This window comes from Nocardia sp. CA-128927 (assembly GCF_050955855.1).
Taxonomy (GTDB): Bacteria; Actinomycetota; Actinomycetes; order Mycobacteriales; family Mycobacteriaceae; genus Nocardia.
Map to the genome: position 1 here is coordinate 10,290,704 of NZ_CP192087.1, position 26,374 is coordinate 10,317,077.

The window sequence follows — 26,374 nt, forward strand, 5'->3', positions numbered from 1 at the left end:
CAAGGCCGCCCGGTTCTCGGTCCGAAAGGAAGCACGATGAGAGACGCGGTAATTGTCGAAGCGGTACGCACGCCGATCGGCAAGGGCAAGCCGAACGGTGCACTACACGACGTCAACGCGGTGGATCTGCTCGCGCACAGCCTGCGCGAAGTGGTGGACCGCAGCGGCATCGATCCGGTGCTCATCGACGATGTGATCGGTGGCATCGTCACCCAGGTCGGCGAGCAGGGCGCCAATATGACCCGGCGCGCGGCACTGGCCGCCGGATATCCCGAATCCGTCCCCGCGACCACGGTGGACCGGCAGTGCGGCAGCAGCCAGCAGGCCATCCACTTCGCCGCCCAGGGCGTCATCTCCGGGGCCTACGACATCGTCGTGGCCGCCGGTGTCGAATCGATGGGGCGGATCCCGATGGGCGCCAACCTGATCGGCTCCGAGGATGTTTCCGGTGTCGGCTTCGCCGCGCGTTACCCGGAAGGCCTGGTGCCGCAAGGGATCAGCGCCGAACTGATCGCCGCCAAGTGGGGTCTGACCCGTACCCAGCTCGACGAGTTCGCGCTCGGCAGCCACGAAAAGGCCGCGCTGGCAACGAAGAACGGCCTGTTCGCCAACGAGCTCGCGCCGATCAACGGGCTCACCACCGACGAGGGCATCCGGGTCGGCAGCACCCTCGACACTCTCGCCAAGCTGCGCCCCGCCTACTACGACGAGGCGATGGCCGCCCGCTTCCCGCAGATCGGCTGGGAGATCACCGCGGCCAGCGCGAGCCAGGTCAGCGACGGTAGCGCCGCGGTGCTGATCATGACCAGCGAGCGCGCGAAGGAGCTCGGACTGAAGCCGCTGGCCCGGCTGCACAGCTTCGCCGTGGTCGGTGACGACCCGCTGCTGATGCTCACCGCCGTGATCCCGGCGACCCGAAAGGTGTTGCAGCGCGCGGGACTCCAGATCTCCGACATCGATCTGTTCGAGGTGAACGAGGCGTTCTCGCCGGTCGTGCTCGCCTGGGCCCAGGAGACCGGCGCCGACCTCGCCAAGGTGAACGTCAACGGCGGCGCGATCGCCATCGGGCACCCGCTCGGCGCCTCCGGTTCTCGCCTGGCCACCACGCTGGTGCACGCAATGCAGGATCGCGGCGCCCGCTACGGTCTGCAAACCATGTGTGAGGCAGGCGGTTTGTCGAACGCGATGATTCTCGAACGCCTCTGATACGAGCCGACGCGGTGCCCATCTCGGGTGGGTACCGCGTCAGATCGCCGCGAGTACCAGCGCGATCAGGAATCCGGCCACCCACGATTCGATGATCAACGGCACCGCGATCAGCGGCGTCCAGGCGATCGGCCGACGGGCTCGCGCTTTCGTCACCATCAGCCAAGCCGCCCAGATGACCGACGCCGCAATGCCTCCCCAGCCGATGACCTGCGCAATCGACAGATATCGCCAGGCCCCACCGTCCTCGTCGTCCCGCGCGACGATCTCGTACAGCGGCACGAAAGACGCGATGAACCAGGCGAATGCGACGGTGATCAGCGAACCGAACACCGCGCGTAACAGATTCGGCAACCCGTCTCGCCGTTCCCACGCCATACCCAAGGATGACCTGCTCGGAACCACTCCGCAGCACGCGCACAAACCGGGCCGCCACCCCCAAGTCGCCGACGGTCCATGCACAGCAGCCAACACCTGAGCGGTACAGCGATCTGTTCCACGCGCACGAATTCGCGCACCGCGCGCGAACTAGCTGACGATTCCATGCGCGGCAATACAATTCGTGCGCGGCGGGCCTGCGTCCAGGGCGCGCGCGAACTTCGCGAACCTGGTGGCTCAGGGGCCGGTGTAGACCTGGGAGGCCAGGGCTACACCGCCGAAGAATGAGGCGACGATCAGCACCGCGGCCAGTACCGGCCAATACCACATGTACCAGCGCTCCAGTCCGGCCACGATGATCATGATCAGGGAGCCGACCAGGGCGAGGGCGGTGCCGCCCCAGGAGACGATGAAGGCGGCGCCGAGGTAGCTGTCGTTGCAGTTGTTCGCGCCGCACGCGTCGGCGGCGAACGCGAAGAAGACCGTGGCGTAGGCGGCGAGTAGGCCTAGCAGTGCGGCGCAGGAGTACAGCACGATGGTGAGGACCAGGTCCCAGGTCCGCTGTTGCGGCTGCGGCGTCGGCTGTTGCCATTGCGGCTGCTGCTGCCACTGCTGCTGCGTTGTCGGGTAGTAGGTCATGTATTCAGCATCGCCGTCGAGCGTCGGGTGGAGGACCGCAAAACTACTCAGACCGCATGGGGAGAATTCGGCAAACGGCTGGTCAGGCGACCGTGGCCGAGGCAAAGTCAGAACCGAGCGACGCCCGTTAAGCTGGGCGGCGATGACCGATCACGCTGTTGAGAGCATCGTCTACGCGATCCCGATGCGCACCAGGTTCCGTGGCATCACCGTGCGCGAGGGGATGCTGATCCGAGGCCCGCTCGGGTGGGGCGACTTCTGTCCGTTCACCGAGTACGACGACCGGGAGGCGGCAGGCTGGCTGGCCACCGCGCTCGAACAGGTGACGGTCGGATGGCCGGAACCGGTGCGCGATCGGATTCCGATCAACTGCACGGTGCCCGCGGTCGATCCGGAACGTGCGCACGCGATCGTCGCAGGGTCGGGCTGCGGCACCGCGAAGGTGAAGGTCGCCGATCATCCCGATTCGCTCGCCGAGGATCTCGCCCGGGTCGAGGCGGTGCGCGACGCGCTCGGCCCGAGCGGCGCCGTCCGGGTGGACGCGAACGCGGTCTGGGATGTCGAGACCGCCGTCGCGCACATCACCCGAATCGACAAGGCCGCAGGCGGTTTGGAGTACGTCGAGCAGCCGTGCCGAACCATCGAGGAGCTGGCCGCGGTCCGCCGCCGCGTCGATGTCCGCATCGCCGCCGACGAATCCATCCGCCGCGCAGAGGACCCGCTCCGGGTCGCCGTCGCAGGTGCCGCCGACATCGCGGTGTTGAAATGCACTCCGCTGGGCGGAGTCCGCCGCGCGCTGCGCGTGGCCGAAGCCGCCGGTCTGCCCTGCGTGGTTTCCTCGGCCCTGGAAACCAGCGTCGGCCTGGCCGCGCAACTCGCCCTCGCCGGGGCCCTGCCGGAACTCGACTTCGCCTGCGGGCTGGGCACATTGTCGCTGCTCACCGGCGATGTGGTGGCCGATTCCCTGCGCCCGGTCGATGGATATCTGTCCGTGCCGAGAACAGCACCGCAACCCGATCCCGCTCTCATCGAGCAGTACCGACAGCGCGATCCCGACCGGGCGACATGGTGGCGAAACCGACTCGAGCGCGTCCTCGAGCTGATCGAGTCATCGCCGACCGCACCCTGACCCTGCCGCCGCCCCAGCAGCTCCCGTAGTCGGCAGCGTATGCACAGCCGCACTCTTTCTCGGGACTTGCACCCCCTCTGCGGCCTAAAGAGAGTGCAGATCCCGAGAAAGAGTGCGGATCGTGGTGAGGCGCGGTTAGCCCAGGCGGACGCCGCAGCCCAGCATTGTCGCGCGCAGCACGAGGGCGGCTTCCGGGCCGATGATGCCGTCGACCAATTCCAGGTATCGGGTACAGAATTCGGGCCCGTGCGGCGCGACCGAGCCGGGGTCCGACTCGAGATGATGCGCCATTTCGTGCAGCACCACGAGTTCGCGCAACGCCCATGCGGTGCCGCCGGTATGCAGCGGTACGGCGAGGACGGCGTCGGTGGCCTCGTAGTGGGCGGCAGTCGCTCCCGCGCGGGACCGGACGCGTACCGATGTGCCAGCGCGATCCCATTGAGCACGAACCCAATTGAGCGCAAGAACCTTGTCCGCATAACTCTGCACCGAATCGACCGAGGCAAAACGCCGTTCGATCGGCAACGTGATGTGCGAACCGTACAGCTCGACGGTGCGGCTGCCGTGCTCATCGGCGCGGTCGAACATCCCACGCACCAACTGCTCGGCGTCGTATACCTTGGCGCGCTGCGTATCTCGCACGCTCACGAGCATCGTCCACGAACGGCGCGTACGCGACCGTAGTCAGCGCTCACCCGCGCGCCCGGACAGAGACACGCCGCAGCCTGGCTGCCACCGACCCGGCATGCACTCACGCTGACCCGTTGTTCGAGCCGCGCGACTTCCGCGTCGTCAATTGCCCACGCGCCGCGCCGAGTTCGGGCGAGGTGCCCAGCCGAGCCGCCTTACCCGCCCGGTCCCCTGCCCGCCGCGCCGCCGCCGAATGCCCGGCCGAGGCCTGCGGTCCACTCCACGTCCCGCGCGCTTCGGAAGTGCTGGTGTAGAAGTCGGTGAGCTCGATCTCCTTGTTGCGCAACGCGAGCGCGGTGCCTGCCGCCGGGCCGTCGGCGGGCACGATCTCCGCTTCGACCTCCGCCTTCACCGCGGCCAGCCGCTGCCCGATCCGCGCGGCGAACGCCATCTGGAAGTTCAGTCGCGCCGTCACACCCGCGACAGGGGCCTGCACGCGCCGTTGCACCTTGCGCCCCCAGCGCTTTTCGGTAACGACCTTCTCCACCGTCGCCGAGCGATACTGCCCGGACTTGATGTATTGGTCCGATGCACGCACCATCTGCACGAGCAGACTCGCGTACAGCGCCTCGCAGGTGTCGATATCGGAATCGAAACCGTAGGCGTACACCTGGGTCGAGGTGCGAGCGACATCGCAGCGCACATCGTTGGCGTGCGCGATCGCGACGAACAGCTGGACGTAGGTGCGCAGTCCGCGCTTGCCCGGCTCGCCGATCGGAATGATCCGCTGAATCGGCGTCGGCCTGCGCTCACGTCCCGCGATGTGTGCCCGCGCCACCGTCAGATCGATGGACGATCTGGTCGCAAGCCGCTGGGCCGCGGCGAGAAACGCCTCGGCTTCGTGCTCGTTGTCGGTGGATTCGGCCTGGCGCAGCAGCCCACCGATGCGTGTCAGCATCCGCTCGGGAACCGGGTTCGGCGATGTCATCACACGCCAGAGTAGCGAGGACTTCCCGCCACAATCCCCCGAGTCACTCCCCCACCATGTATCTTGCGTTGTGCAACCGGCAGGGTGTGCTAATGCTCACGATCGACTTGGAGTGTCCGCGATGGCTGTGAAAAAGGTGTCGTCCCTACGTACGTCGCTCGTACCGAAGGCCGCGATGGCGGCCGTCTCGGTAGCGCTGCTGACGGCGACGTTCACCAGCTCCTGCTCCAGCGACAGCGGCGGGAGTCCGACGAGCCAGAACCTCAGCGGGCGCGGGCCGATCACCTACGTCGAGGGCAAGGACACCACCGAGACCGGTGCGGTCAAGCAGCTCATCGAGCGCTGGAACGCGTCGCACCCGGACGAGCAGGTGACGTTCAAGGAACAGTCGAACGACGCCTCGCAGCAGTACGACGACCTGGTCGAGCACATGCGGTCCAAGCAGTCCACCTACGACGTGGTCGCCCTGGACGTGCCGTGGACCGCCGAGTTCGCCGCGAAGGGCTGGATCCAGCCACTGAAGGATTCCTTCGCCATCGACACCTCCGCGCTGCTCTCCCCGCCGGTCGCCAGCGCCACCTACAACAACACGCTGTACGCGGCGCCCCGAAACACCAACGGCGGCCTGCTGTTCTACCGCAAGGACCTGGTGCCCACCCCGCCCAAGACGTGGACCGAGTTGCTGTCCCAGTGCACAGTCGCCAAGGAACAGAACATCGGCTGCTACGCCGGACAGTTCGCACCCTACGAGGGCCTGACGGTGAACGCGGCCGAGGTGATCAACGCCTACGGCGGCAGCTTCGTCGGCGCCGACGGCAAGAGCCCGACGGTGAACAGCCCGCAGGCCCGCGCCGGACTCAAGGTTCTGGTCGACGCCTACAAGGACGGCAACATCCCGCAGGAAGCGATCACCTTCAAGGAGCCGGAGAGCAGCAACGCGTTCGCGCAGGGCAAGCTCATGTTCCTGCGTTCGTGGCCGTCCACCTACGGTGACGTCGGCGGCGACGCCTCCTCGGTGAAGGACAAGTTCGGTGTCGCCCCGCTGCCCGGCGAGAACGGCGTCGGCGCGTCCACGCTCGGCGGCTACAACGCGGCGATCAGCTCGTACTCCAAGAACAAGGCCACCGCGCTGGACTTCCTGCGCTTCCTGATCAGCGAGGATGCCCAGCACATCGTCGCCTCGGGTGCGCTGCCCTCGGTGCGCGCCTCGATGTACGACGACCCGGCGTTGATCGCGAAGATGCCGTACCTGCCCGCGCTCAAGGATTCCATCGCCAGCGCGGTGCCGCGTCCGGTCACGCCGTTCTACCCTGCGGTGTCGAAAGCCATCCAGGACAACGCATATGCTGCGCTCAAGCAGAACAAGTCCGTCGACGACGCGATCATCGGGATGCAAAAGGGCATCGAGACCGCGGGATCGTAAGCGGATAGCGCAACGGACCCGACGAGACCCGTAGGAGAGAGAAACGGTGTCGGATCCTTCGGGAGCGGCCAGTACTGTGCCGAGTGACGAATTCCTGCCACGCAAGCGTGGCCTCGGCGAGACCCTGGCATTGGAAATGCGGCGCTCCGGCAAAGCCTGGCTGTTCGTCACGCCGGTACTACTGGCGCTGGCCGTAGTCATCGGCTATCCGGTGATCCGGGCGCTATGGATGTCCTTCCAGAAGGATTCGGGCCTCGACCCGGCGACGGGCATGTTCGTCGAGGGCGGCAGCGCGGGCATCTCGAACTACACGCACTGGCTGCTGCAGCAGTGCCAGGCGGGCGGCGAGACGGTCAGCTGCCCGACCGGCAACCTCGGTTCGCAGTTCTGGGCGGCCATTCTCGTCACGCTGTTCTTCACCGTGATCACGGTGACGCTGGAGGCCACGCTCGGCCTCGGCTTCGCCATGGTGATGGGCAAGACGTTCAAGGGACGTGCGCTGCTGCGCGCCGCGGTGCTGATTCCGTGGGCGATCCCGACCGCGGTTACCGCGCGGTTGTGGGAGTTCATGTTCCAGTACGACGGGGTGGTGAACCGGGTACTCGGCACGCACATCCTGTGGACCTCCGACGCGTGGCCCGCGCGGTTCGCGGTGATCGCCGCCGACGTGTGGAAGACGACGCCGTTCATGGCGCTGCTGCTGCTCGCCGGTCTGCAGGTGATCCCGGCCGACGTGTACGAGGCGGCGAAGGTCGACGGCGCCTCGGCCTGGCAGCGGTTCACTCAGATCACGCTGCCGCTGCTCAAGCCCGCGCTGCTGGTCGCGGTGCTGTTCCGGACGATGGACGCGCTGCGGATGTACGACCTGCCCGCGATCATGACGCTGAGCAACCCGTCCACCCGGGTGGTGTCGATCCTAGTGGTCGATCAGGTCCGGCAGGGTCCGAACAGCGCGGCCGCACTGTCGACGATCACCTTCCTGATGATCTTCGCGGTGGCCTTCGTACTGGTGAAGGTGTTGGGCGCCAACGCAGTCCGCACTCAGGAAGAACAGCGGGAGGCGCACTGATGTCTGTTCGGACGACGGAAAAGCCTGCCGCACAAACCGTTTCGTGGGCGCAGCGACTCAAGTCGGTGCGGCTCTACCTGGGTGTCGCGATCGTGCTGGTGTGGGGCCTCGGGCCGTTCTACTGGATGACCGTCACCGCGTTCCGCGATCCGGCCTATACCTTCGACAGCACGCCGTGGCCGACGCACCTCACCTTCGAGAACTTCCGCAACGCCTTCGACACCAGCCGCGGCAACAACTTCGGCAAGGCGCTGCTCAACAGCGTGATCATCGGCTCGGTTACCACGCTGGTCGCGCTGGTACTCGGCGTGCTCGCCGCGTATGCCTTGGCGCGACTCACCTTCCGCGGCAAGTACCTGGTGTCCGGGCTGATCCTGAGCGCGTCGATGTTCCCGGTGGTCGTGCTGGTCACCCCATTGTTCCAGCTGTTCACCAACATCGGCTGGATCGGCAAGTACCAGGCGATGATCATCCCGAACATCTCGTTCGTACTGCCGATGACCGTCTACATCCTCGCCTCGTTCTTCTCCGAGCTCCCCTGGGAACTCGAGGAGGCCGCGCGGATCGACGGCGCCACCAAACTGCAGGCATTCCGGCTGGTGATGCTGCCGCTGGCGGCGCCCGCGGTATTCACCACCGCGATCCTCGCCTTCATCGCCGCGGTCAACGAATACCTGTTGGCCCGACTGCTTTCCAGCGGCAGCACCGAACCGGTGACCGTCGCGGTCGCCCGCTTCTCCGGCAACAACCCGCTGGTCGAGCCGTACGCCGCGATCATGGCCGCGGGCGTCATGGTGTCGATCCCACTGGTCATCATGGTGCTGCTGTTCCAGCGTCGCATCATCTCCGGCCTCACCGCCGGTGGCGTCAAGAGCTAGAAACCCCGCTCAGGGCGCGTTTTTCCGGCAATAGCTGGAATACCGGTGTGCCGTCCCGGCGCGGTGATAGCATCGCGGGTCACCCACGGCGCGAGTAAAGTCGTGCCCGTGGGGGGCCAGTTCCGATCGTTGTTCGTGCAGGTGAGTTTCGGCCGACGCTCCGGGAGGAGATGATCGTGAGCGAGCGCCAGCGAGTGAACCAAGGATGCAGCGCGCACGAGCGCACGACGAAGCCGAGCGTCAGCGAGGCGCAGTCGTGAGCGAGCGCCAGCAGGTTTGCAATGCGGCTGAGCCGCGCGTCAGCGAGGCACAGTCGTGAGTTCGTTTCGCAAGAAGCGCGCCGCACGGAGCAGGCCTGAGCCCGCGCCCTACGCCTCGATCGCAGGCTTCAACGAACTCGAGACAGTTCCGGCTCGCGGCAGGCGACACGCCCGCGCGACCAAGGAACCGAAATCGCCGCGGCCGACCCCCGATCCGAATCACCCGCCGCGCACCCGCGGCGAACGCTTCCGCCGCCTGGTGCTCGCCCTGTTCATCATCTTCGGCGCGGTGCCAACACTGCTGTTCGTGCTCGTCTACTGGAGCGCGGAGATCCCCGATCCGGATTCGGTGCAGACCAATCAGATCGCGAACGTCCTCGCCTCCGACGGCAGCACGGTGATCGCGAAAGTCGTACCGCCCAACGGCAATCGGAGCCCGATCCCGCTGGCCGAGGTGCCGCAGCCGGTCCGCGACGCGATGCTCTCCGCCGAGGACCGCAACTTCTACACCAACCCCGGCTACTCGACCTCCGGCTTCCTGCGCGCCGCCCGCGACAACATGCTCGGGCGGGACAACGCGGGCGGCGGCTCCACCATCACCCAGCAGTACGTGAAGAACGCCTTCCTCGGCTCGGAGCGCACGCTCACCAGGAAGATGCGCGAGCTGGTCATCGCGGCCAAGATGGCGCGGCAGTGGAGCAAAGACGACATCCTCGCCGCCTACCTCAACACCATCTACTACGGCCGCGGCTCCTACGGCATCGCCGCGGCGACCAGGGCCTACTTCAACAAGCCGGTCAACCAGCTGACCCTGGCCGAGGGCGCGGTGCTCGCCGCGCTCGTGCGCACCCCGTCGATCCTCGACCCGAAAACGCACCTGCCCGACCTGACCGCGCGCTGGAAGTATGTGCTGGACGGCATGGTCGAGATGGGCGTCCTCTCGCCGGGCAACCGGGACGCCACCGTCTTCCCGTCGATCATCCCGCTCAACGAGATCCCCGACGACAATGTGGCCCGCGGCCCCGAGGGCCTGATCCGGTCCCAGGTGGTCCGCGAACTGCGCTCGTCCGGCATCAGCGAACACGAGCTGGACACCGGCGCGCTGCAGATCACCACCACGATCGACGCGAAGGCACAGCAGGCCGTGCTCGACGCGGTGCGCGACCGGCTCGGCGGGCAGCCGCCGGAGTTGCGCGCCGCGATCGTGTCGATCGACCCGCGTTCCGGCGCGGTACGCGCCTACTTCGGCGGCACCGACGGCATCGGCTACGACTACGCCCAGGCGCCGCTGCAGACCGGGTCGGCGTTCAAGCCCTTCGCGGTGGTCGCCGCGCAGCAGCAGAGCATCCCGTTGAACCGCATGCTGGACAGTTCACCGGTCACCGACCGCGGCACCAAGATCACCAACGTGGACGGCGAGACGTGCGGCCGGTGCAGCATGGCCGAGGCGCTGAAGCGCTCGCTCAACACGAGCTTCTACCGGATGACCATGTCGATGTTCGACGGGCCCAAGGCAATTGCCGACGCGGCGCACGCGGCGGGCATTCCGGAGGAGATCCCCGGCGTCGTCGGCAAGACGCTGACCGAGGACGGCGGGCGACCGCTGAACGGAATCGTGCTGGGGCAGTACCTCGTTCGGCCTATCGACATGGCGTCCGCGTACGCGACGATCGGCGCGTCCGGCGTCTATCACCAGCCGTATTTCGTGCAGCGCGTGGTGACCGGCGACGGGCGGGTGCTGCTCGACCGCGGCGCGCCCGACGAACAGACCGGCAAGCAGCTGCCCCCCGGACAGCAGCGCATCCCCCGCGCGATCGCCGAGAACACCACGCAGGCAATGACACCGATCGCCGCGTACTCCAACGGACACGCGCTCGCCGGTGGCCGACCCTCCGCGGCGAAGACCGGCACCACCCAGCTCGGCGAGTCCAAGCTGAACAAGGACGCCTGGATGATCGGCTTCACTCCGTCGCTGTCCACGGCGGTCTGGATCGGCACCGAACAGTCGCAGCCCATCCACACCGCGCGCGGCGCCGACATCTACGGGTCCGGCCTGCCCGCCGACATCTGGAAACAGGTGATGGACGGCGCGCTCGACGGCACCCCCGTCGAGCAGTTCCCGGCTGCCCCCGCAGCCGCGGCAGCGGTCACCCCGCCGTCCGCGAGCAAGCCGTCGGGCGGCACCTACGACATCCTGAATCCGCCGCCGGGACCGCCGCGAGAACCGGTCGTCATCATCCCGCCGGCACCGCAGCAACCTAAGGAAGTGGAAATTTTTCCCGGACTGACCATCCCGGTGCCTGGATAGCGATGATGCTGTGACCTTCCTGCACCCAGGGGAACGGATGACATGGCAGCATCGTTTGCCAGAGTGAGAGCGAACAGCGAGTGTGTCGGACAAGGCCGACGCCGACGCCGCGGGATCGATGCGGAAGGATATGCGCTCGAGCGACGACGCCGCCAATTGGAGACAGACGAGACATAGGGGCTACGCCGGTGGATTTCAATGTCGTTGACCAACCCGAGACGCTGGTGGCGGGAACAGTACTTCGCAGCCCAGCGCTCGCGGTCGAAGGACCGCGCCGCGCGAAAGTCGAAGAGGCGTGGAAGCGCAACCTGGCCCGCCAACTGCCCGGGCCGCCGACGACCGCGTACGTCGACCACGCGCCGGAAATCAATTCATATCTGACCCATATCGTCGGCTACCGCTGCCGCGGCGTGGACGACTTATTGCCCGGAGACGTACTGGCACGGGTGCCCGCGGGCAAATTCGCCCGATTCATCGCCAGCGGTGACAACCTGGGCGACACCATCGTGCATATCTGGCGTTCGGTGTGGGACGCCGAGGCCGCAGGGCGATTCGTGCGCGCCTACACCGGCGATTGGGAGCATTATCCCGACGCGCGCACGGCCGAAGTGTTCGTAGCGCTGGCAGACGATCAAGTCGACGGGTAGGAACAACACTGTGGACTTCGAGATTGTCACGTTGGACGAAAGCCTGGTCGCCGGACTGACCGTCCCGCTAGCCGGACGCGAGGTCACCGCGCGCGACCTCGACCTGGTCAACTTCACCTGGGACCGCTACCTGGCGCGGGAGAAGAGCGTGCCGCGAGTGGCCGCCTACATCGGCCAGAACGACCACGCCGTCGCCGTGCTCGGCTACGAGGTGGCCTCGATGGACGAGATGGACGAGGGCGACGTGCTCACCCGCGTCCCGCACGGCCGCTACGCCAAGTTCGTCGTCTCCGACAAGCCCTACGACCTGCTCCGCACCGCGTGGGCTCAGGTCCGTAAGGCGGAGAGCGCCGGAACCATCACCCGATCGCACACCGCGGAGATCGAGCGCTACACCGGACCGACTTCGGTCGAGGTCTACGTCTCGCTCGACTGATCCCCGCCGGCACGCGAAATGAGCCGGGCCCCACGAAAGTTCGTGGGGCCCGGCTCATTCGCTGTCAGGACTGCTCAGCGCTACCGAACTAGTCGGCGCCGATGATGAACGCTTCCAGCTGGGTGCGCGCGATGTCGTCCGCGAGCTGCTTGGGCGGGGACTTCATCAGGTAGGCCGAGGCCGGGATGACCGGTCCGCCGATGCCGCGGTCCTTGGCGATCTTCGCCGCGCGGACCGCGTCGATGATGATGCCCGCCGAGTTCGGCGAGTCCCACACCTCGAGCTTGTACTCCAGGCTCAGCGGCACGTCGCCGAAGGCGCGGCCCTCGAGCCGGACGTAGGCCCACTTGCGGTCGTCCAGCCAGCCGACGTGATCGGACGGGCCGATGTGCACGTCCTTGGCGCCCATTTCCTTCTTCAGGTTGCTGGTGACGGCCTGAGTCTTGGAGATCTTCTTCGACTCCAGGCGCTCGCGCTCCAGCATGTTCTTGAAGTCCATGTTGCCGCCGACGTTCAGCTGCATGGTGCGGTCCAGCTGCACACCGCGATCCTCGAACAGCTTGGCCATGACGCGGTGCGTGATGGTCGCGCCGACCTGGCTCTTGATGTCGTCACCGACGATGGGAACGCCTGCCTTGGTGAACTTCTCGGCCCACACCGGGTCGGAGGCGATGAACACCGGCAGCGCGTTGACGAAGGCGACGTTCGCGTCGATGGCGCACTGTGCGTAGAACTTGTCCGCCTCCTCCGAACCCACCGGCAGGTAGGAGACGAGGACGTCGACGTTGTTGTCCTTCAGCACCTTGACCACGTCGACCGGCTCGGCCTCGGACAGGTCGATGGTCTCGGCGTAGTACTTGCCGATGCCGTCGAGGGTCGGACCGCGTTGCACGACAACGTCGCTCGGCGGCACGTCGGAGATCTTGATGGTGTTGTTCTCGCTGGCGAAGATGGCCTCGGCGAGATCGAAACCGACCTTCTTCGCGTCGACGTCGAACGCGGCGACGAACTTCACGTCCCGGACGTGGTACTTGCCGAACTTGACGTGCATGAGACCGGGCACGGTCGCGGTCTCGTCCGCGTCCTTGTAGTACTGCACACCCTGGACCAGCGAGGAAGCGCAGTTACCCACACCTACGATGGCGACGCGAACCTGGGGGCTGGTAGGAGGCGCAGCCGACGGGGTGGGTAGAACAGTGGCGTTGTCAGCCTTCTTGTCATCACTCATGGCCGATATTTCCCTCTTTCTGTGGTGCCGCCTTCGTCGATTGCTCCGCCGCAATCAACTCGTTGAGCCAGCGCACTTCGCGCTCGCTTGATTCGAGTCCGAGCTGGTGGAGCTGCCGGGTATAGCGATCGAGTGACCCGCTGGCCTTCTTGATCGCCTCCCGGAGTCCTTCTCGGCGCTCCTCGACCTGGCGTCGCCTGCCCTCCAGGATCCGCATCCGCGCGGTCGCGGGGGTGCGGCTGAAGAAGGCGAGGTGAACGCCGAAGCCGTCGTCGGTGTAGTTCTGCGGTCCGGTATCGGCGAGTAGTTCACTGAACCGCTCGCGGCCCGCCGGAGTCAGTTGGTAGACGCGACGAGCACGGCGCGTGACCACGCCCGCCGGAATCTCCTCGGCGATCAACCCGTCCGACTGCATGCGGCGCAGCGTGGGATAGAGCGACCCGTAGGAGAAGGCCCGAAACGCGCCGAGCAGGCCGGTGAGCCGCTTGCGCAGCTCGTAACCGTGCATGGGCGATTCGAGGAGCAGCCCGAGAATTGCCAGCTCGAGCACCGGGCTTCACCTCCCTGACTGTGTACAGACCTAACCGATGGATGCGACTCCAAACTATATCGGACCGATATAACCGTGCACAGGCCTGGTCGATATAAGAGGGGATCTACCGGGCATCTCATACCCCTGAGCCAGGGCGGCCCCTCGGCAACACCGCTACTCTGGTTCTCGTGCGAATCCAGCGGCAAGTGGTCGACTACGCCCTTCGGCGTCGGTCGTTGCTGGCTGACGTGTATGCGGGCCGCGTCGATGTCGCCTCGGTATGTGATGCGAATCCCTACCTGCTGCGTGCGGCGAAGTTCCACGGTCGGGGGAGCGAGGTCACATGCCCGATCTGCCGGAAAGAACAACTCACGCTTGTATCTTGGGTCTACGGCGACGGTCTCGGACCGGTGGCGGGGTCGGCTCGCACACCAGAGGAGCTGACACGCCTCGCCGAGACTCGTGAGGAGTTCTCGGTCCATGTCGTCGAGGTATGCCGCAGCTGCAGCTGGAATCATCTGGTGCAGTCCTACGTCCTCGGTACCACGCCGGCGCCAACGCGGCGTCGCACCGGGACCCGGCGCACCGCAGCCGAATGAAGTGCCTGGTCATCTGCCCGTCGGGTGACTCGCGGAGCCACTACGTGTCCGCCGCGGTCGACATGACCGCCCCGAGCCATCCGCAACGTTACGAGTTATGGAGATCTTGTCAGTGAATTCGCCCTACGAGACTTCCCCCTACGGCGATGAACCGCATGGCGGCCGTCCTCCAGGGAGTTCACAGCCTGGTCCCAATCCGTATCAGAACCCACGCCCGCCGGGCCCGCCCCCTGGCCGACCCGGCCCGCCGCCGGTGCAGCGCCCCGCGCCCTATCCGGGTGAGCTCCGTGGCCCGCAGCCGCAGCGGCGTCCGGGTCCGCCCCCGCCGCAGCAGCGGCCGCCCCAGGGACGACCGAACCCGGCCCCGCCGCCCGGCGCGGGTGCGACCCAGAAGATCGAGCGGAACTCGCTGAGCGAAACGGTCGCCGAGCGCGGCAGGCGTGGTGGTCCGCCCACCGGCCCCCGGCCCGCCGAACGGGCCCGCCGCGTCGGCGATCCCGGCAACGGCACCGGCGAACGCAGGCAGACCGCGGGTGGACCGCCGTCCGGCCCACCCCCGCGCCGCAACGGTGGTAGCGGCGGCGACGGTTCCGGCCCGGGCAAGCGCAAGCCCGGCGCGAAGAAGAAATCGCCGTGGCGGATCGTGCGCCGGGTCATCTACGTGATGATGGCCATGGCGATCCTGATACCCAGCGGCGTGTTCCTCATCGCCTACACGACTGTTTCGGTACCCAAGCCCGGTGACCTCAAAACCAATCAGGTCGCGACCATTCTGGCCACCGACGGCGAATCGGTGATCAGCAAAGTCGTTCCGCCGGAAGGCAACCGGACCGACGTCACGATCGAGCAGATCCCGGCGCACGTCCGCAACGCGGTGATCGCCGCCGAGGACCGGGACTTCTACTCCAACCCCGGCTTCTCGATCTCCGGCTTCGCACGCGCCGCCAGGGACAACGTCCTCGGCAAGGAGAGCGCCGGTGGTGGTTCCACGATCACCCAGCAGTACGTGAAGAACGCCCTGGTCGGTGACGAACGCTCGCTCACCCGAAAGTTGCGTGAGCTGGTCATCTCGGCCAAGATGGCGCGCCAGTGGAGCAAGGACGAGATCCTCACCGCGTACCTGAACACCATCTACTTCGGTCGTGGCGCCTACGGCATCGACGCGGCGGCCAAGGCCTACTTCGGCAAGCCAGTGACCGAACTGACCGCCGCCGAGGGCGCGGTGCTCGCCGCCACCATCCAGCAGCCGTCCGGCCTGGACCCGGAGAAGAACCCCGAGGGCGCGAAGACCCGTTGGAACTACGTGCTCGACGGCATGGTGTCCGGCGGCAATCTGCCCGCGGCCGAACGGCAGGGCCTGCAGTACCCGGCGGTGGTTCCGGTGGCGACGGCCAAGGACAAGACCCTGGACACCGGCCCGGAGGGCCTGATCAAAACGCAGGTGCTCAAGGAACTTTCGGCCGAGGGCATCAGCGAGCAGCAGATGAACACCGCGGGCCTGTCGATCACCACGACGATCGACCCGAAGGCGCAGAAGGCGGCCGTCGACGCGGCGCAGAAGAAGATGCAGGGCGAGCCGGAGAAGCTGCGCGCCGCGGTCGTCTCGGTGGATCCGAAGACCGGTGGGGTGCGCGCGTACTACGGCGGTGAAGACGGCCAGGGCTGGGACTACGCCAACGCCGGCCTGCAGCCGGGCTCCTCGTTCAAGGTCTTCGGTCTCGCGGCGAATCTCGAACAGGGCGTTCCGCTTTCGCAGCTGTACGACAGCTCGCCGATCACCGTCAACGGCATCAAGATCACCAACGTCGAAGGCGAAGCGTGCGGCACGTGCACCATCGCCGAGGCCTTGAAGCGCTCGCTGAACACCAGCTTCTACCGGATGCAGATCGACATGGGCAACGGCCCGAGCAAGATCGCGGCCATGGCGCACAAGCTCGGCATCCCGGAGAACATTCCCGGCGTCGGCCCGTCGCTCACCGAGCCGGACGGCAGCGGCCCGAACAACGGCATCGTGCTCGGCCAGTATCAGTCCCGCCCGCTCGACATGGCTTCGGCCTACGCCACTTTGGCGGCCTCGGGCACCTACCACAAACCGCACTTCGTGCAGAAGGTGGTCGCGGCGGACGGTTCGGTGCTGCTGGATCGCGGTGAGGTGGCGGGCGAGTCGCGCGTCTCGGCCGCGGTGGCCGACAACGTCACCGACGCGATGAAGCCCATCGCGGCGTGGTCGCGCAACCACAACCTGGCGGGCGGCCGCGAGTCGGCCACCAAGACCGGCACCGCCCAGCTCGGCGATTCCGGCGAGAACAAGGACGCCTGGATGGTCGGCTACACGCCGTCCCTGTCGACCGCGGTGTGGGTGGGTGCCGTCGACAGCACGGCGCTGCGCAACTACCAGGGCGGCATGATCTACGGTTCCGGTCTGCCGTCCGACATCTGGAAGGCGACCATGGACGGTGCGCTGGAAGGCACGAAGAACGAGACCTTCCCGAAGCCCGCGCCGATCAAGGGACAGGCCGGTGTGCCCGCGTGGTCCGCGCCGTACACCCCGCCGTCGACCACCGAGGCGCCGCCGCTGATCCCGCCGATCATGCTGCCGCCGCAGATCGACACCCCGTTCGGCCCGATCCAGATCCCCGGAGCTCAGCCGCGCCCGCAGGCACAGCAGCAGCCGCAGCGGGAAGAGGGCCCCGGGCCGCTCCCCGGCCAGCCGACGGCACCCACCGACGGCTCGTCGCCGAGTGCCACCGGTACGCCACGACCAGGCAACAACGGATACTCCAATCAGGGTGAGAGCACCGGAGCTCCGCCGACAACCCGCAGCAGATAGCCCGATCCTGCGGCACCTGGCGCAACGTGCCACGGTGCCGCGTGGGCTCGGCAAAACCCCTGCGGAAACGTAATCCGCACTGCGCGTACCGCCCCGCACAGCCGAGTGGGGACGACGCGATCCGAACCCATAGCCGAACTCAAGGTAGCGTCGGGTGCCGTGACCGATCAGGAACTGGTGGACCAGCGAACGAACGGGAGCGTGCCGCAACCGGGTGGGACACCCTCGGGCGGCGCGTTCTACGTCGCGCCCGGCCCGCTCGCGCCGGATCTGCGGTCAGCCGACGCGCGGGACAAGCCGAGTCGCAACGATTCGCTGACCGCGCAGTTGTCCACGGTCATCGGGGGGCCGGTCGGTGAGCACGCGCTGATCGGGCGGGCCCGGTTCTGGACGCCGATGCGGGTGCTGCTCGCCTGCACGGTGATATTCCTGGCGTTCGGCTGGTTCAGCAAGGCGGGCTGCATTCAGCAGACCGGCACCGCGGACGGATCGCTCACCCTGGACTGGAACAACGGCCGCCAGTACGTGGCGATGTGCTACTCGGACACGGTGCCGCTGTACGGCGCGGAGCGGTTGAACGAGGGCGCCTTCCCGTACAAGAAGGACTGGACCGAGCAGACCTCGGACGGCGGCGTGGAAACCCGGTACATGGAGTATCCGGTGTTATCCGGTCTGTACCAATACCTTTCGATGCGGATCGCCAAGGCCTGGGATGCCGCGCCGCTGCCCGGCGCGCTGCAGGTGGTGATCTACTTCAACGTTGTCGCGTTCGGCCTCGCGCTGGCCTGGCTGGTCACCGTGTGGGCGACCGCGCAACTGGCCGGGCGCCGGGTGTGGGACGCGGCGCTGGTCGCCTGCTCGCCGCTGGTGATCGTGCACATCTTCACCAATTTCGACGCGCTGGCAACGGCTTTGGCCGCGACCGGCCTGCTCGCCTGGGCACGACGACGTCCGGCGCTCGCGGGTCTACTGCTCGGCCTCGGCGGCGCCGCCAAGCTCTATCCGCTGCTGCTGCTCGGCCCGATCGTGGTGCTGTGCCTGCGCGCCGATCCGATGCAGCGGATGCCGAGCACCCAGCTCGGGCTGCGCCTGCGCGATATCGACAGCTGGGCGACGGCGATGGACTGGATCCGCGAAACCCCCTATCGCGTGCACTTGCTCAGCACCCGGCCGCTCGGTGCGGCGGCCGTCACGGTGTCGGCCGCGCTCGGCACCTGGGTCGCGGTGAACCTGCCGATCGCCGCGCTGTATCCGCAAGGCTGGCGAGAATTCTTCCGGCTCAACACCTCCCGGCATGCCGACCCGGACTCGATCTACAACGTGATCACCTCGTTCACCGGCTGGTCCGGGTTCGACGGTTCGCTCCGCCACGCGCAACCACCGGTCATCCTGAACGCGGTGTCGCTGCTGGTGTTCGTGGCCGCGTGCGCGGTGATCGGCTACATCGCGCTCACCGCGCCGCAGCGTCCCAGGCTCGCGCAGCTGTGCTTCCTGGTGGTCGCCGCGTTCCTGCTGACCAACAAGGTGTGGAGCCCGCAGTACTCGCTGTGGCTGGTGCCGATCGCCGTGCTCGCGCTGCCGCACCGGCGAATCCTGTTGGCCTGGATGACAATCGACGCGCTGGTCTGGGCACCACGCATGTTCTACTACCTCGGCCTGGACAAGAAGGGCCTGCCCGAGCAGTGGTTCACCGGCGCCGTGGTGCTGCGTGACCTCGCGGTACTCGCGTTGTGCGCCTTGATCGTTCGGCAGATCTATCGCCCCGCCGAGGACCTGGTGCGCCGCGACTACGTCGACGACCCGATCGGCGGCATCGTCGACCGGGCGCCGGATCCGTTGCTGCCGTGGCTGCCCGAAATGCTGCGGCCCCGGGTCGCGCCGACCCGCGAGTGGCACTCACAGGCCGGCGATCCCACCCGCGGCGTGAGCGTCAGGCCCTGAGGCGGCAGCGTGCGTGACCTCGGCGGGGTCGCGTACGCCGCAAACTCAGTGGGTGCGCAGGTAACGCGCTAGCACCGCCGGTTCCTGGGGCAGCATGTCCAGGTCCAGCTGCCACGGGCTATCGGTCCACGGATCGAACAGCGGGGTGCCGTCGATCGTCGGCAGGTGCCTGCATGACTGCGACAGCATTGCCACCGTCGGGTCGCTGGCGTCGGATTCGTCGCTGCCGATGATCACCGTCGACAACCCGATCAGGTCACCGCGCATGATCAGCGAACCGATCCGTTGCGCGTCGGAACTCTGGTAGCCGTGCGGGAAATCGGCGGCGACCAGGATCCGGTGCTCCTCGGGCGGACTGCCCATTCCGCTCGTGAAGGCCAACTCGGCCAGCTCGGCGGCCTGGACCAACGCTTGCAATCGCTCCGAGATCTCGGTGTGGTCGGTGATCGGCGGCCCGTTCAGCACCGGCGCGAGCAGCCCGGTGAAACCGCTGAAAGCCCCCGTCAGATCGATGACGTCGACCAACGTGCGCCGCCCCGGCGTCGAGGTGAGCAGCCGCGCGAGCAGCGCACCCACCACCGGCGCGACCGCGCGGCTGGACTCGGTATCGATCCACAGCGGCCGATTCAACGGCACCGGAACGCAATACGGCACGCGCAGCGACCCGCGTTCGTGGGCGTACAGCTCGCCGAGCCGGATGCCATCGCTCGGCATGATCGGCTTGTCCCAGGCCGGCGCGTCCCAGGACGCCAGAGCGGGCGGCAGCATCAGATCGGCATCGGCGAGCTCGCGCACCAGTTGCGCGGCGTCGCGCTGATGGTTGCTCTCGGCGGTCGCGATCAACTCGTCGTTGCGTTGTTGCGCGGCCCGGCGCGCGGCGTCGGCAGCCGGGGTGTTCCGCGTCGCGGGATCCGAGACGGCAACGGACAGTTCGTGATCCAGCCGCTTGGCCGCGTAGTCGCGGGCGGAGACCAGCGCGGCGGCCGAGCGGGCGGCATCCTCGAAGATCATCCACAGCCGTTCCAGGCCGTGCCCGACCTCGAGCGGCGCCGCCCCGGCCGAGCGGGCCTCGCTCGCCATCGGCCCGGCCATGGTGTGCACACCGGGGCCCGGCTGCGGTGTCGCGCTCGGCTGCGGCACATCGCCGGTCTGCGCCGCCGAACCGGTCTGCGCCGCAGGGTCCGCCGGATCGTCCTCGACCTCGACGCCGTGCGCGGTCAGCAGCACGCCGAGGCCACCGGAGTAGCCCTGTCCGACGGCGCGGAGCCGCCAGTCGGTGCCGCGGCGATATACCTCGAGACAGATCAGCGCCGCCTCACCCGACGACGGCGTGATCACGAATTCTGCTGCTACTTGCTCGTTTTCGGACAGCGTCGCGGTCACCGAGCCGAGGCCACCGGGCCTACCGGGCACCGCCGGATCGGCGGAGACCACCAGCAGCACCGCCTTGGCGTCGCCACGCACCTCGGGCAGCGTGATGGTCACCTCGTCCCCGGCCAGCCGCACGCCCGCGGCGCTGGGCTGGTTGTAGAAGACGAAGTCCTCCGGGGTGAACACCTTGAGGTTCTCCGCCACCACCAACGCCGAAACGTCCAGCGCGGCCTCGGCTTTCGCACCGAATCGAACGACATCACCGGTCAGTGGCATATTCTGACCGGCCTTGAGTTGAATCACGTTGTCTGCCTTGCTGTCCGCGCCGCCCTAATCAACCGTGCTGCAGAAACCGGCCGAGGTGCGGCACCGCCTCACCGGGGTGCTTGGCCGCGAAGCCTTCGCCGATCGCCTGCAGCTTCCAGTCGTTGCCGACCCGGAAGACCTTGGCCATCGCCATCGCGGTGAACGGCATGCCGCCGGCGAGGGTGTACCTGGCCAATTCGGCATTGTTGGTGCCATCGACCAAGCGGCAGAACGCATTCTGGATCTGCTCGAAGGTGTGACCCTTGTACGAGGTCACGATGAACACCAGCGTGCTCACGTGCGCCGGGATGCGGGTGAGGTCGACCAGGATCACCTCGTCGTCGCCCTCGCCCTCGCCGGTGAGGTTGTCGCCCTGGTGCCGGATCGAGCCGTCCTTGGAGGTCAGCTGGCCGTAGTAGGCGACATCCACCGGGTTGGTGTCGGCGAACATGACCACCGACGCGTCGAGATCCACGTCCACGGTGCGGTTGCCGAACATGCCGCGGTTCTTCACCGGATCCCAGCCGAGACCCATCTTGACGAAGGTCAGCGCGGCGCCGCCCTCCTTGCGCAGGGTGACCCGCTGGCCCTTGACCAGGCTGACCGGGCGGTCCTTGCTCAGGCTCACCTCGGCGGGCGGCTGCTGCGGCGGCACCGGTTGTCCGGGCGGCGGATATCCACCCTGGGCAGGCGGCGGGTAACCACCGGGGCCGGGCGGCGGCGGGTAACCCGGGCCCTGCGGCGGGTAACCGGGACCGGGCGGCGGGTAGCCACCGGTCGGCGCGGCCTGCTGGGCCGGGTACGCCGGTGTGGTCGGCGGCGGCGGGTAGTTCGGCGCGGGCTGCGTGGGGTAGGCCGGGGGCTGCTGGACCGGCGCGGCGGGCGGCGGTGGCGGCGCGGGCTGGGCCTGCTGCGTGGGCTGGGCGGGCGAATCGTCGACCGTCACGCCGTGGTCGGTGACCAAAGCGGCGAAACCGCCCGCGTAGCCCTGTCCGACGGCACGCACCTTCCAGCTGCCCTGACGGCGGTACACCTCGAGCGCGATGACGATCGACTCGGTGCTCAAACCCTCGATCTGGTACTCGAACAACCGATTACCGGCCGCGTCCGACACGATCGCGGTGGGCGCGGGGAATCGGCCGAAGTTGCTGTTCGCGTCGTCCAGGGTGATCACCGCGCGAATCTGCGCGATATCGGCGGGCACCGAGTTCAACGACACCGCAAGCGAGGCGGGCTGACCGGCCGGCCCGGGCTGCAAGTTGACCCCTGGTCCGCTCGGCTGGTTGAAGAAGACGAAGTCCGCGTCGGTGCGGACCTTGCCCCGCTCGGTGACCAATAGTGCGGACAGATCCGCGGGCGCCGTGAGCTGGATGGAGACCACCACGTCGTTCGTGGCCAGCGGACCGTTTTGGCCCTTGGCGAGTGTTGCGGACAAGTTAGACCCTTCGCTTGTCGGTGCGTTCGAATGCCACTCTACGAGAAACGCGACGGCGGCGGTTCAGGTAAACGGGTCGATGAACGCCGACAGTTCTGGGGGCCATCGGTTAATGTGACGACACGCAGTTGGAATGTGGCGGTTTTCCATGTTCCCGATCGAGACAGCAGGCAGAACACCCTCATGGCGCAACTGTTCGAACAATCCAAGAAGGTGATCGAGGCCCATCTCGCGGGGACAAGTCTCCGCGCGATTTCCGGCTCGATGGTCGCCTATGAAGGCAATGTGCAGTTCAAGGCAGCCGGTTTCGGCGGCGGCGACGGCGTGCTCGCCGGACTCAAGCGCCGCGCCACCGGCGAGAAGCTCGCGCTGATGGAATGCTCCGGCAACGGCCGGGTCTTCTTCGCGGTCAACGGCCAGCACGTCACGGTGGTCAACCTGAACAACGAGACGTTGCAGGTGGAGTCGCAGCAGCTGCTCGCGTTCGCCGGGAACCTACGCACCGACGTGCGGTTCGCCGGGCTGCGCGGGGCATCGACCGGCGCGGGCCTGTTCACCACCACGGTGTCCGGACAGGGGCAGGTCGCGCTGCTGTCGGCGGGTGGGCCGCTGATCCACCTCGAGGTGTCGCCGCAGTACCCGCTGGTCGTCGACCCGGACGCGTTCGTCGCGGCGCGCGGCAACCTCAATCAGTCCTTCGTCACCGACGTCTCCTGGCGCACCCTCGTCGGACAGGACGCGGGCGAGGCGTTCTCGCTGCGCTGGGACGGCCAGGGCGTGGTACTGATCCAGCCGGCGGAACGGTAAGGGCGAGCGGATGTTCGAGAAAGTCAACGGCAAGGTCGTCAAGGTCAATGTCGGAATGGCGGGTGGCGTGGCCGCCCGCACCGGCGCGATGCTGTTCTATACCGGCGATGTTTCCTTTGCGCCGCACCAGATTCCGGGCGGCCAGGGCATGGGTGGCGGCGGCGGTGGGCTGATGCGGATGGCCGGTCGCATGATGGCGGGCGAGCACGAGCGCACCATGCTCGCGCAGGGCACCGGCGAAGTGCACTACGGATTCGCGGGACTGGAGGTCCACGTGGTGCAGATGCAGCCGGGGGCGACATTGCGGGTCGAGGCGTCGCGGTTGCTGGCCAATACCGCGGGATTGCAGAGTTCCATTGTCTCGGTGATGAGTTCGGGTGGCGGCAGCGGCGGTGGTGGCGGCGGACTGATGGGCGCGTTGCGCGGTGCCGCGTCCGGCGCGCTGACCGGTCAGGGCATGTTCACCACGCAACTGTCCGGGCAGGGCTCGGCGGTGCTGCTCGCGCACGGCGGGTTCCTGGAATTGCAAGTGGGCGGGCCGCTGAGTTCGCCTGGGGGACACCCCCAAACCCCCGGGCAGATCGTGGTCGACCCGCAGGCGTTCGTCGCCGCGTACGGCAATGTGCAAACCGAACTGAAAACGGCGCTCAGCTGGCGCGACGCGGTGGGCCGTGGTTCCGGCGAGGCGATGCAATTGCATTGTGTCGGACAGGGAGTCGTGTACGTGCAGGCCTCGGAAGAGAAGTTGTGACCATGCCCGAAATCCTGAATCCGATGAATCTCGGGGAGAGCGACAATCTTCCGGGAAACGGCTACGCCTACTGCATCGACCTGAACAAGCCGTGGTTCATGCGCAAGGGCGCGATGATCGCCTACTACGGCGACATGCGATTTCAGATGCTCACCCACGGCCTGCAAGGCGGGCTGTTACACATGGTGGCGCAACAATTCTCGGCTCCGCTCTTCACCGGCGACTATGTGGTGGCCGAGGGACACGGGAAGCTGATCATCGGCGACCGCGGCTACGACATCAATTCCTATGACCTCGAGGACAACGGCAACCTCACCATCCGCGCCGCCAACCTGCTCGCGTTCGAGCCGGGCCTGTCGCTGAACCAGTCCATCGTGCCCGGCTTCCTCACCCTGATCGGCACCGGCAAGTTCCTCGCCTCCTCCAACGGCCCGGTGATGTTCGCCGAGCCGCCGCTGCGGGTGGACCCGGAAGCCCTGGTGGGCTGGGCCGATTGCCCCTCCCCCAGCCACCACTACGACCAACGCTGGATCTCCAGCTTCCTCGCGGCGGGCGCGGCTCGCTTCGGCGTCAACTCCGGCGAGGAACGCCAATTCGATTTCACCGGCGCGGGCACCGTGCTGATCCAATCCAGTGAGAAGGTGCTCAGCGACGCCATGCTGGTGCGCACCATCGAGGGCCAGATCCAAAGCGGCATCACGCCCAGCGGGCTGCAACGCCTCCAGGGCATCATCGCCCAGCAGCTGGGCGGGCAGCAGGGCTACTGAACCCGGCGTCCGGGGGAGGCGGGAATCCTCCTCCGGATCGTCCGTTCGACGGACTCAGCGGCACTCGGGGCGGGGTTAGTTTTCCGGCAGGACTTCTTGCTGGGAGGCGCTATGAGTGTCGGATTGATGTTCGCCATCATTGTCGGGGCGATCGTGTTGATCGTGAAACGGTTCATGGGGGAACCGGTCGACGCGCGGGATACGTTTGTGACGCCGTTGATCCTGGTGGGGATCGGTGTTTACAGCGTCACCAAGGTCGAAAACCTGAGCGGGATCGACATCGTGTGGTTGGTGATCGGCGGTGTGGTCGGCATTGCGTTCGGTGCGGTGCGTGGCACGACCACCGTGTTGTTCGCTCGCGATGGGCATCTCTGGCAGCGGTATACCGTGAAAACCCTTGTCGTCTGGGGGACTTCGGTGGCTGTCGGTTTCGGCATCAGCCTGCTCGGCAGCACCATGGGGATGCACCACGATGCCAAGCCGATCACGTTGTCGATCGGCATCAGCATGCTCGGTGAGATGCTCACGCTCGGATTGCGTGCGCTCTCCTCCGGGATTCCGTTCGCGCCGGACAAGAAGGCTGCCGCGGCTCGATCGAACGCGTATGACCAACGCGGAGCGGACAATTCGTATCTCGACCGTTTTCTCAACAACCTCGGGCATCCGGGTACCGCGCCACCCGATCGACGGGACCGTGACTTCGGGCGTCCCGACCCGGCACGCGACTGGTCCGACCAGGATCAGTACCTGCGGAAGTCCGCGCCGCCTGACGCACGATACGACCGAGAGCAGCCGAGGATCGACCGCTCGCCAACGCTCCGCGACAGCCTCGACTGGCTCAACCAATACCGCGACCGTAGGCCGTGATCCCGGGTCATGAGATCGGCGGCACGGCCTGCGCCGCCCGTCCATCGCGGAGGATCTTGGTGATGTCGGATGTGCTTGCTTCCCAATGCAATTCACGGTGCGCCCGACTACTGTCGCTGACCAGCCGCGACGGCTCCGGTGCCGCCGGGTGATGTTCGACGGCGATCGACTTGCCGGTCAGGCGAGCGGCCTCGGCCACGAGTTCGTTGACGCTGGTGCCACTACCGCTGCCGATGTTGTACCGCCGATAAGCACCAGGGTCAGGTAGGTGAGCAATCGCTGCCGCGAAAGCTGTTGCAGCATCATCGATATGCACGTAGTCACGAATAGCAGTGCCGTCACCGTTGATCGCCAGCGAAGGGCTGTCGCCCGCCGCCACCGCAAGAATGCGCGGCACAATCCTGGTCGGGTCCGGATCGGCGCCGCCCGCGATATTGAACAGCCGCAAGACCACAGCCGCGAGCTGACCGGTGGCTGATTGCGCAGCGATCACCGATTCGGCGGCCTGTTTGCTTACCGCGTACGGATGCGGCGGTCGGTCAGGCAGGTCCTCCGACATCGGCTGCCGCTCCGGCGTGCCGTAGATCGACGCGGTGGACGCGAAGACCAGCTTGCGCACCTTCGCCGCGGCCATCGCCCGCAGCAGCGCGACCGTGCCGCCGACATTGACCTCGAAGTATCGCAGCGGATCAGCGAAGGATTCGCGAACGCGGGTGAGCCCGGCCAGATGGCACACCGCATCGACACCTTGGACGGCCGCGGTCAGAGCCTCGGTGTCGAGCAGGTCGGCGGCCCGAACCGGCACTCCGTGCGGCACCCGAGTCCGCGCAAGATGCACCAGTCCGACCACGTCATGACCGTCGGATCGCAGCGCCTCGACCACGGCACTGCCGAGATATCCATTCGCTCCTGTCACCAGTACCCGCACCGAGACATTGTCGGGCACCGG

General features: G+C 67.2%; 24 protein-coding genes. 15 read left to right on the forward strand and 9 right to left on the reverse strand.

The features are described 5' to 3' along the window. Nucleotides 1-36: 36 nt before the first annotated feature. Nucleotides 37-1,206 carry a thiolase family protein gene (locus tag ACQPW1_RS47790; protein ID WP_433660543.1) on the forward strand — a complete coding sequence of 390 codons (1,170 nt, stop codon included), beginning with the start codon at nt 37-39 and terminating at the stop codon, nt 1,204-1,206. A 39-nt stretch (nt 1,207-1,245) separates the two neighbouring features. On the opposite strand, the gene ACQPW1_RS47795 is transcribed toward ACQPW1_RS47790, so the two are convergent. Both ACQPW1_RS47795 and ACQPW1_RS47800 read right to left on the reverse strand, forming a co-directional pair. Continuing rightward, the gene (locus tag ACQPW1_RS47795) at nt 1,246-1,584 is read right to left on the reverse strand and encodes a hypothetical protein (RefSeq protein WP_433660544.1); all 339 of its coding nucleotides are present in this window, start codon (nt 1,582-1,584) and stop codon (nt 1,246-1,248) included. 237 nt (nt 1,585-1,821) lie between these two features. Continuing rightward, complete coding sequence (locus ACQPW1_RS47800) at nt 1,822-2,223, reverse strand: hypothetical protein (protein ID WP_433660545.1); 402 nt, start codon at nt 2,221-2,223, stop codon at nt 1,822-1,824. 142 nt (nt 2,224-2,365) lie between these two features. On the opposite strand from ACQPW1_RS47800, the gene ACQPW1_RS47805 reads away from it, so the two are divergent. After that, nucleotides 2,366-3,352: an o-succinylbenzoate synthase gene (locus ACQPW1_RS47805; RefSeq protein WP_433660546.1), complete on the forward strand. Its 987-nt coding sequence runs from the start codon at nt 2,366-2,368 to the stop codon at nt 3,350-3,352. Between the two features lie 135 nt (nt 3,353-3,487). Here ACQPW1_RS47805 and ACQPW1_RS47810 read toward each other — a convergent pair whose 3' ends face one another. Together ACQPW1_RS47810 and ACQPW1_RS47815 are read right to left on the reverse strand one after the other, a co-directional pair. Beyond that, complete coding sequence (locus tag ACQPW1_RS47810) at nt 3,488-4,006, reverse strand: TIGR04338 family metallohydrolase (RefSeq protein ID WP_433660547.1); 519 nt, start codon at nt 4,004-4,006, stop codon at nt 3,488-3,490. A gap of 97 nt (nt 4,007-4,103) precedes the next feature. Further along, nucleotides 4,104-4,970 carry a DUF2786 domain-containing protein gene (locus ACQPW1_RS47815; RefSeq protein ID WP_433660548.1) on the reverse strand — a complete coding sequence of 289 codons (867 nt, stop codon included), beginning with the start codon at nt 4,968-4,970 and terminating at the stop codon, nt 4,104-4,106. A gap of 121 nt (nt 4,971-5,091) precedes the next feature. On the opposite strand from ACQPW1_RS47815, the gene ACQPW1_RS47820 reads away from it, so the two are divergent. The 6 genes from ACQPW1_RS47820 to ACQPW1_RS47845 all read left to right on the forward strand — a co-directional run bounded on the left by ACQPW1_RS47820 (nt 5,092) and on the right by ACQPW1_RS47845 (nt 11,991). Next, complete coding sequence (locus tag ACQPW1_RS47820) at nt 5,092-6,393, forward strand: ABC transporter substrate-binding protein (protein WP_433660549.1); 1,302 nt, start codon at nt 5,092-5,094, stop codon at nt 6,391-6,393. 46 nt (nt 6,394-6,439) lie between these two features. Beyond that, a complete protein-coding gene (locus tag ACQPW1_RS47825; RefSeq protein ID WP_433660550.1) occupies nt 6,440-7,462 on the forward strand; it encodes a carbohydrate ABC transporter permease in 1,023 nt (340 codons plus the stop codon). Continuing rightward, nucleotides 7,462-8,340: a carbohydrate ABC transporter permease gene (locus ACQPW1_RS47830; RefSeq protein WP_433660551.1), complete on the forward strand. Its 879-nt coding sequence runs from the start codon at nt 7,462-7,464 to the stop codon at nt 8,338-8,340. The genes ACQPW1_RS47825 and ACQPW1_RS47830 overlap by 1 nt, the downstream gene beginning before the upstream one ends. A 315-nt stretch (nt 8,341-8,655) precedes the next feature. Continuing rightward, nucleotides 8,656-10,908, forward strand: a complete 2,253-nt coding sequence (locus ACQPW1_RS47835) for a transglycosylase domain-containing protein (protein WP_433660552.1) — start codon at nt 8,656-8,658, stop codon at nt 10,906-10,908. Between the two features lie 188 nt (nt 10,909-11,096). Then, nucleotides 11,097-11,555: a GyrI-like domain-containing protein gene (locus ACQPW1_RS47840; protein ID WP_379283369.1), complete on the forward strand. Its 459-nt coding sequence runs from the start codon at nt 11,097-11,099 to the stop codon at nt 11,553-11,555. Nucleotides 11,556-11,565: 10 nt separating this feature from the next. Then, nucleotides 11,566-11,991 (forward strand): GyrI-like domain-containing protein, encoded by a 426-nt coding sequence (locus ACQPW1_RS47845; RefSeq protein ID WP_433660553.1) that lies wholly within the window; start codon nt 11,566-11,568, stop codon nt 11,989-11,991. Nucleotides 11,992-12,079: 88 nt separating this feature from the next. On the opposite strand, the gene ACQPW1_RS47850 is transcribed toward ACQPW1_RS47845, so the two are convergent. Both ACQPW1_RS47850 and ACQPW1_RS47855 read right to left on the reverse strand, forming a co-directional pair. Continuing rightward, nucleotides 12,080-13,219 carry an inositol-3-phosphate synthase gene (locus ACQPW1_RS47850; RefSeq protein WP_433660554.1) on the reverse strand — a complete coding sequence of 380 codons (1,140 nt, stop codon included), beginning with the start codon at nt 13,217-13,219 and terminating at the stop codon, nt 12,080-12,082. Next, nucleotides 13,212-13,769: a PadR family transcriptional regulator gene (locus ACQPW1_RS47855; RefSeq protein WP_107653374.1), complete on the reverse strand. Its 558-nt coding sequence runs from the start codon at nt 13,767-13,769 to the stop codon at nt 13,212-13,214. Before ACQPW1_RS47855 ends, ACQPW1_RS47850 begins: the two co-directional genes overlap by 8 nt. 170 nt (nt 13,770-13,939) lie before the next feature. Between ACQPW1_RS47855 and ACQPW1_RS47860 the strand changes: the two genes are divergently transcribed. From ACQPW1_RS47860 to ACQPW1_RS47870, 3 genes are all read left to right on the forward strand, one after another. Beyond that, a complete protein-coding gene (locus ACQPW1_RS47860) occupies nt 13,940-14,350 on the forward strand; it encodes a DUF5318 domain-containing protein (protein WP_191093751.1) in 411 nt (136 codons plus the stop codon). Nucleotides 14,351-14,603: 253 nt separating this feature from the next. Continuing rightward, entirely contained in the window at nt 14,604-17,180 is a 2,577-nt protein-coding gene (locus tag ACQPW1_RS47865) for a transglycosylase domain-containing protein (RefSeq protein ID WP_433660555.1), read from the forward strand. Between the two features lie 159 nt (nt 17,181-17,339). Then, a complete protein-coding gene (locus tag ACQPW1_RS47870; RefSeq protein ID WP_433660556.1) occupies nt 17,340-19,121 on the forward strand; it encodes a glycosyltransferase family 87 protein in 1,782 nt (593 codons plus the stop codon). 45 nt (nt 19,122-19,166) lie between these two features. On the opposite strand, the gene ACQPW1_RS47875 is transcribed toward ACQPW1_RS47870, so the two are convergent. Further along, entirely contained in the window at nt 19,167-20,795 is a 1,629-nt protein-coding gene (locus ACQPW1_RS47875; protein WP_433660557.1) for a TerD family protein, read from the reverse strand. 31 nt (nt 20,796-20,826) lie between these two features. Beyond that, nucleotides 20,827-22,233 (reverse strand): TerD family protein, encoded by a 1,407-nt coding sequence (locus ACQPW1_RS47880; protein WP_433660558.1) that lies wholly within the window; start codon nt 22,231-22,233, stop codon nt 20,827-20,829. A gap of 183 nt (nt 22,234-22,416) precedes the next feature. Between ACQPW1_RS47880 and ACQPW1_RS47885 the strand changes: the two genes are divergently transcribed. From ACQPW1_RS47885 to ACQPW1_RS47900, 4 genes are all read left to right on the forward strand, one after another. Beyond that, nucleotides 22,417-23,040, forward strand: coding sequence for an AIM24 family protein (locus ACQPW1_RS47885; RefSeq protein WP_433665558.1), 624 nt, complete (start codon nt 22,417-22,419; stop codon nt 23,038-23,040). 10 nt (nt 23,041-23,050) lie between these two features. Continuing rightward, entirely contained in the window at nt 23,051-23,791 is a 741-nt protein-coding gene (locus tag ACQPW1_RS47890) for an AIM24 family protein (RefSeq protein WP_433660559.1), read from the forward strand. A 2-nt stretch (nt 23,792-23,793) separates the two neighbouring features. Further along, the gene (locus ACQPW1_RS47895; protein WP_433665559.1) at nt 23,794-24,558 is read left to right on the forward strand and encodes an AIM24 family protein; all 765 of its coding nucleotides are present in this window, start codon (nt 23,794-23,796) and stop codon (nt 24,556-24,558) included. A gap of 111 nt (nt 24,559-24,669) precedes the next feature. After that, nucleotides 24,670-25,425 (forward strand): hypothetical protein, encoded by a 756-nt coding sequence (locus ACQPW1_RS47900; RefSeq protein ID WP_433660560.1) that lies wholly within the window; start codon nt 24,670-24,672, stop codon nt 25,423-25,425. 7 nt (nt 25,426-25,432) lie between these two features. Here ACQPW1_RS47900 and ACQPW1_RS47905 read toward each other — a convergent pair whose 3' ends face one another. Then, nucleotides 25,433-26,371, reverse strand: a complete 939-nt coding sequence (locus ACQPW1_RS47905; RefSeq protein ID WP_433660561.1) for an NAD-dependent epimerase/dehydratase family protein — start codon at nt 26,369-26,371, stop codon at nt 25,433-25,435. Nucleotides 26,372-26,374 lie beyond the last annotated feature (3 nt).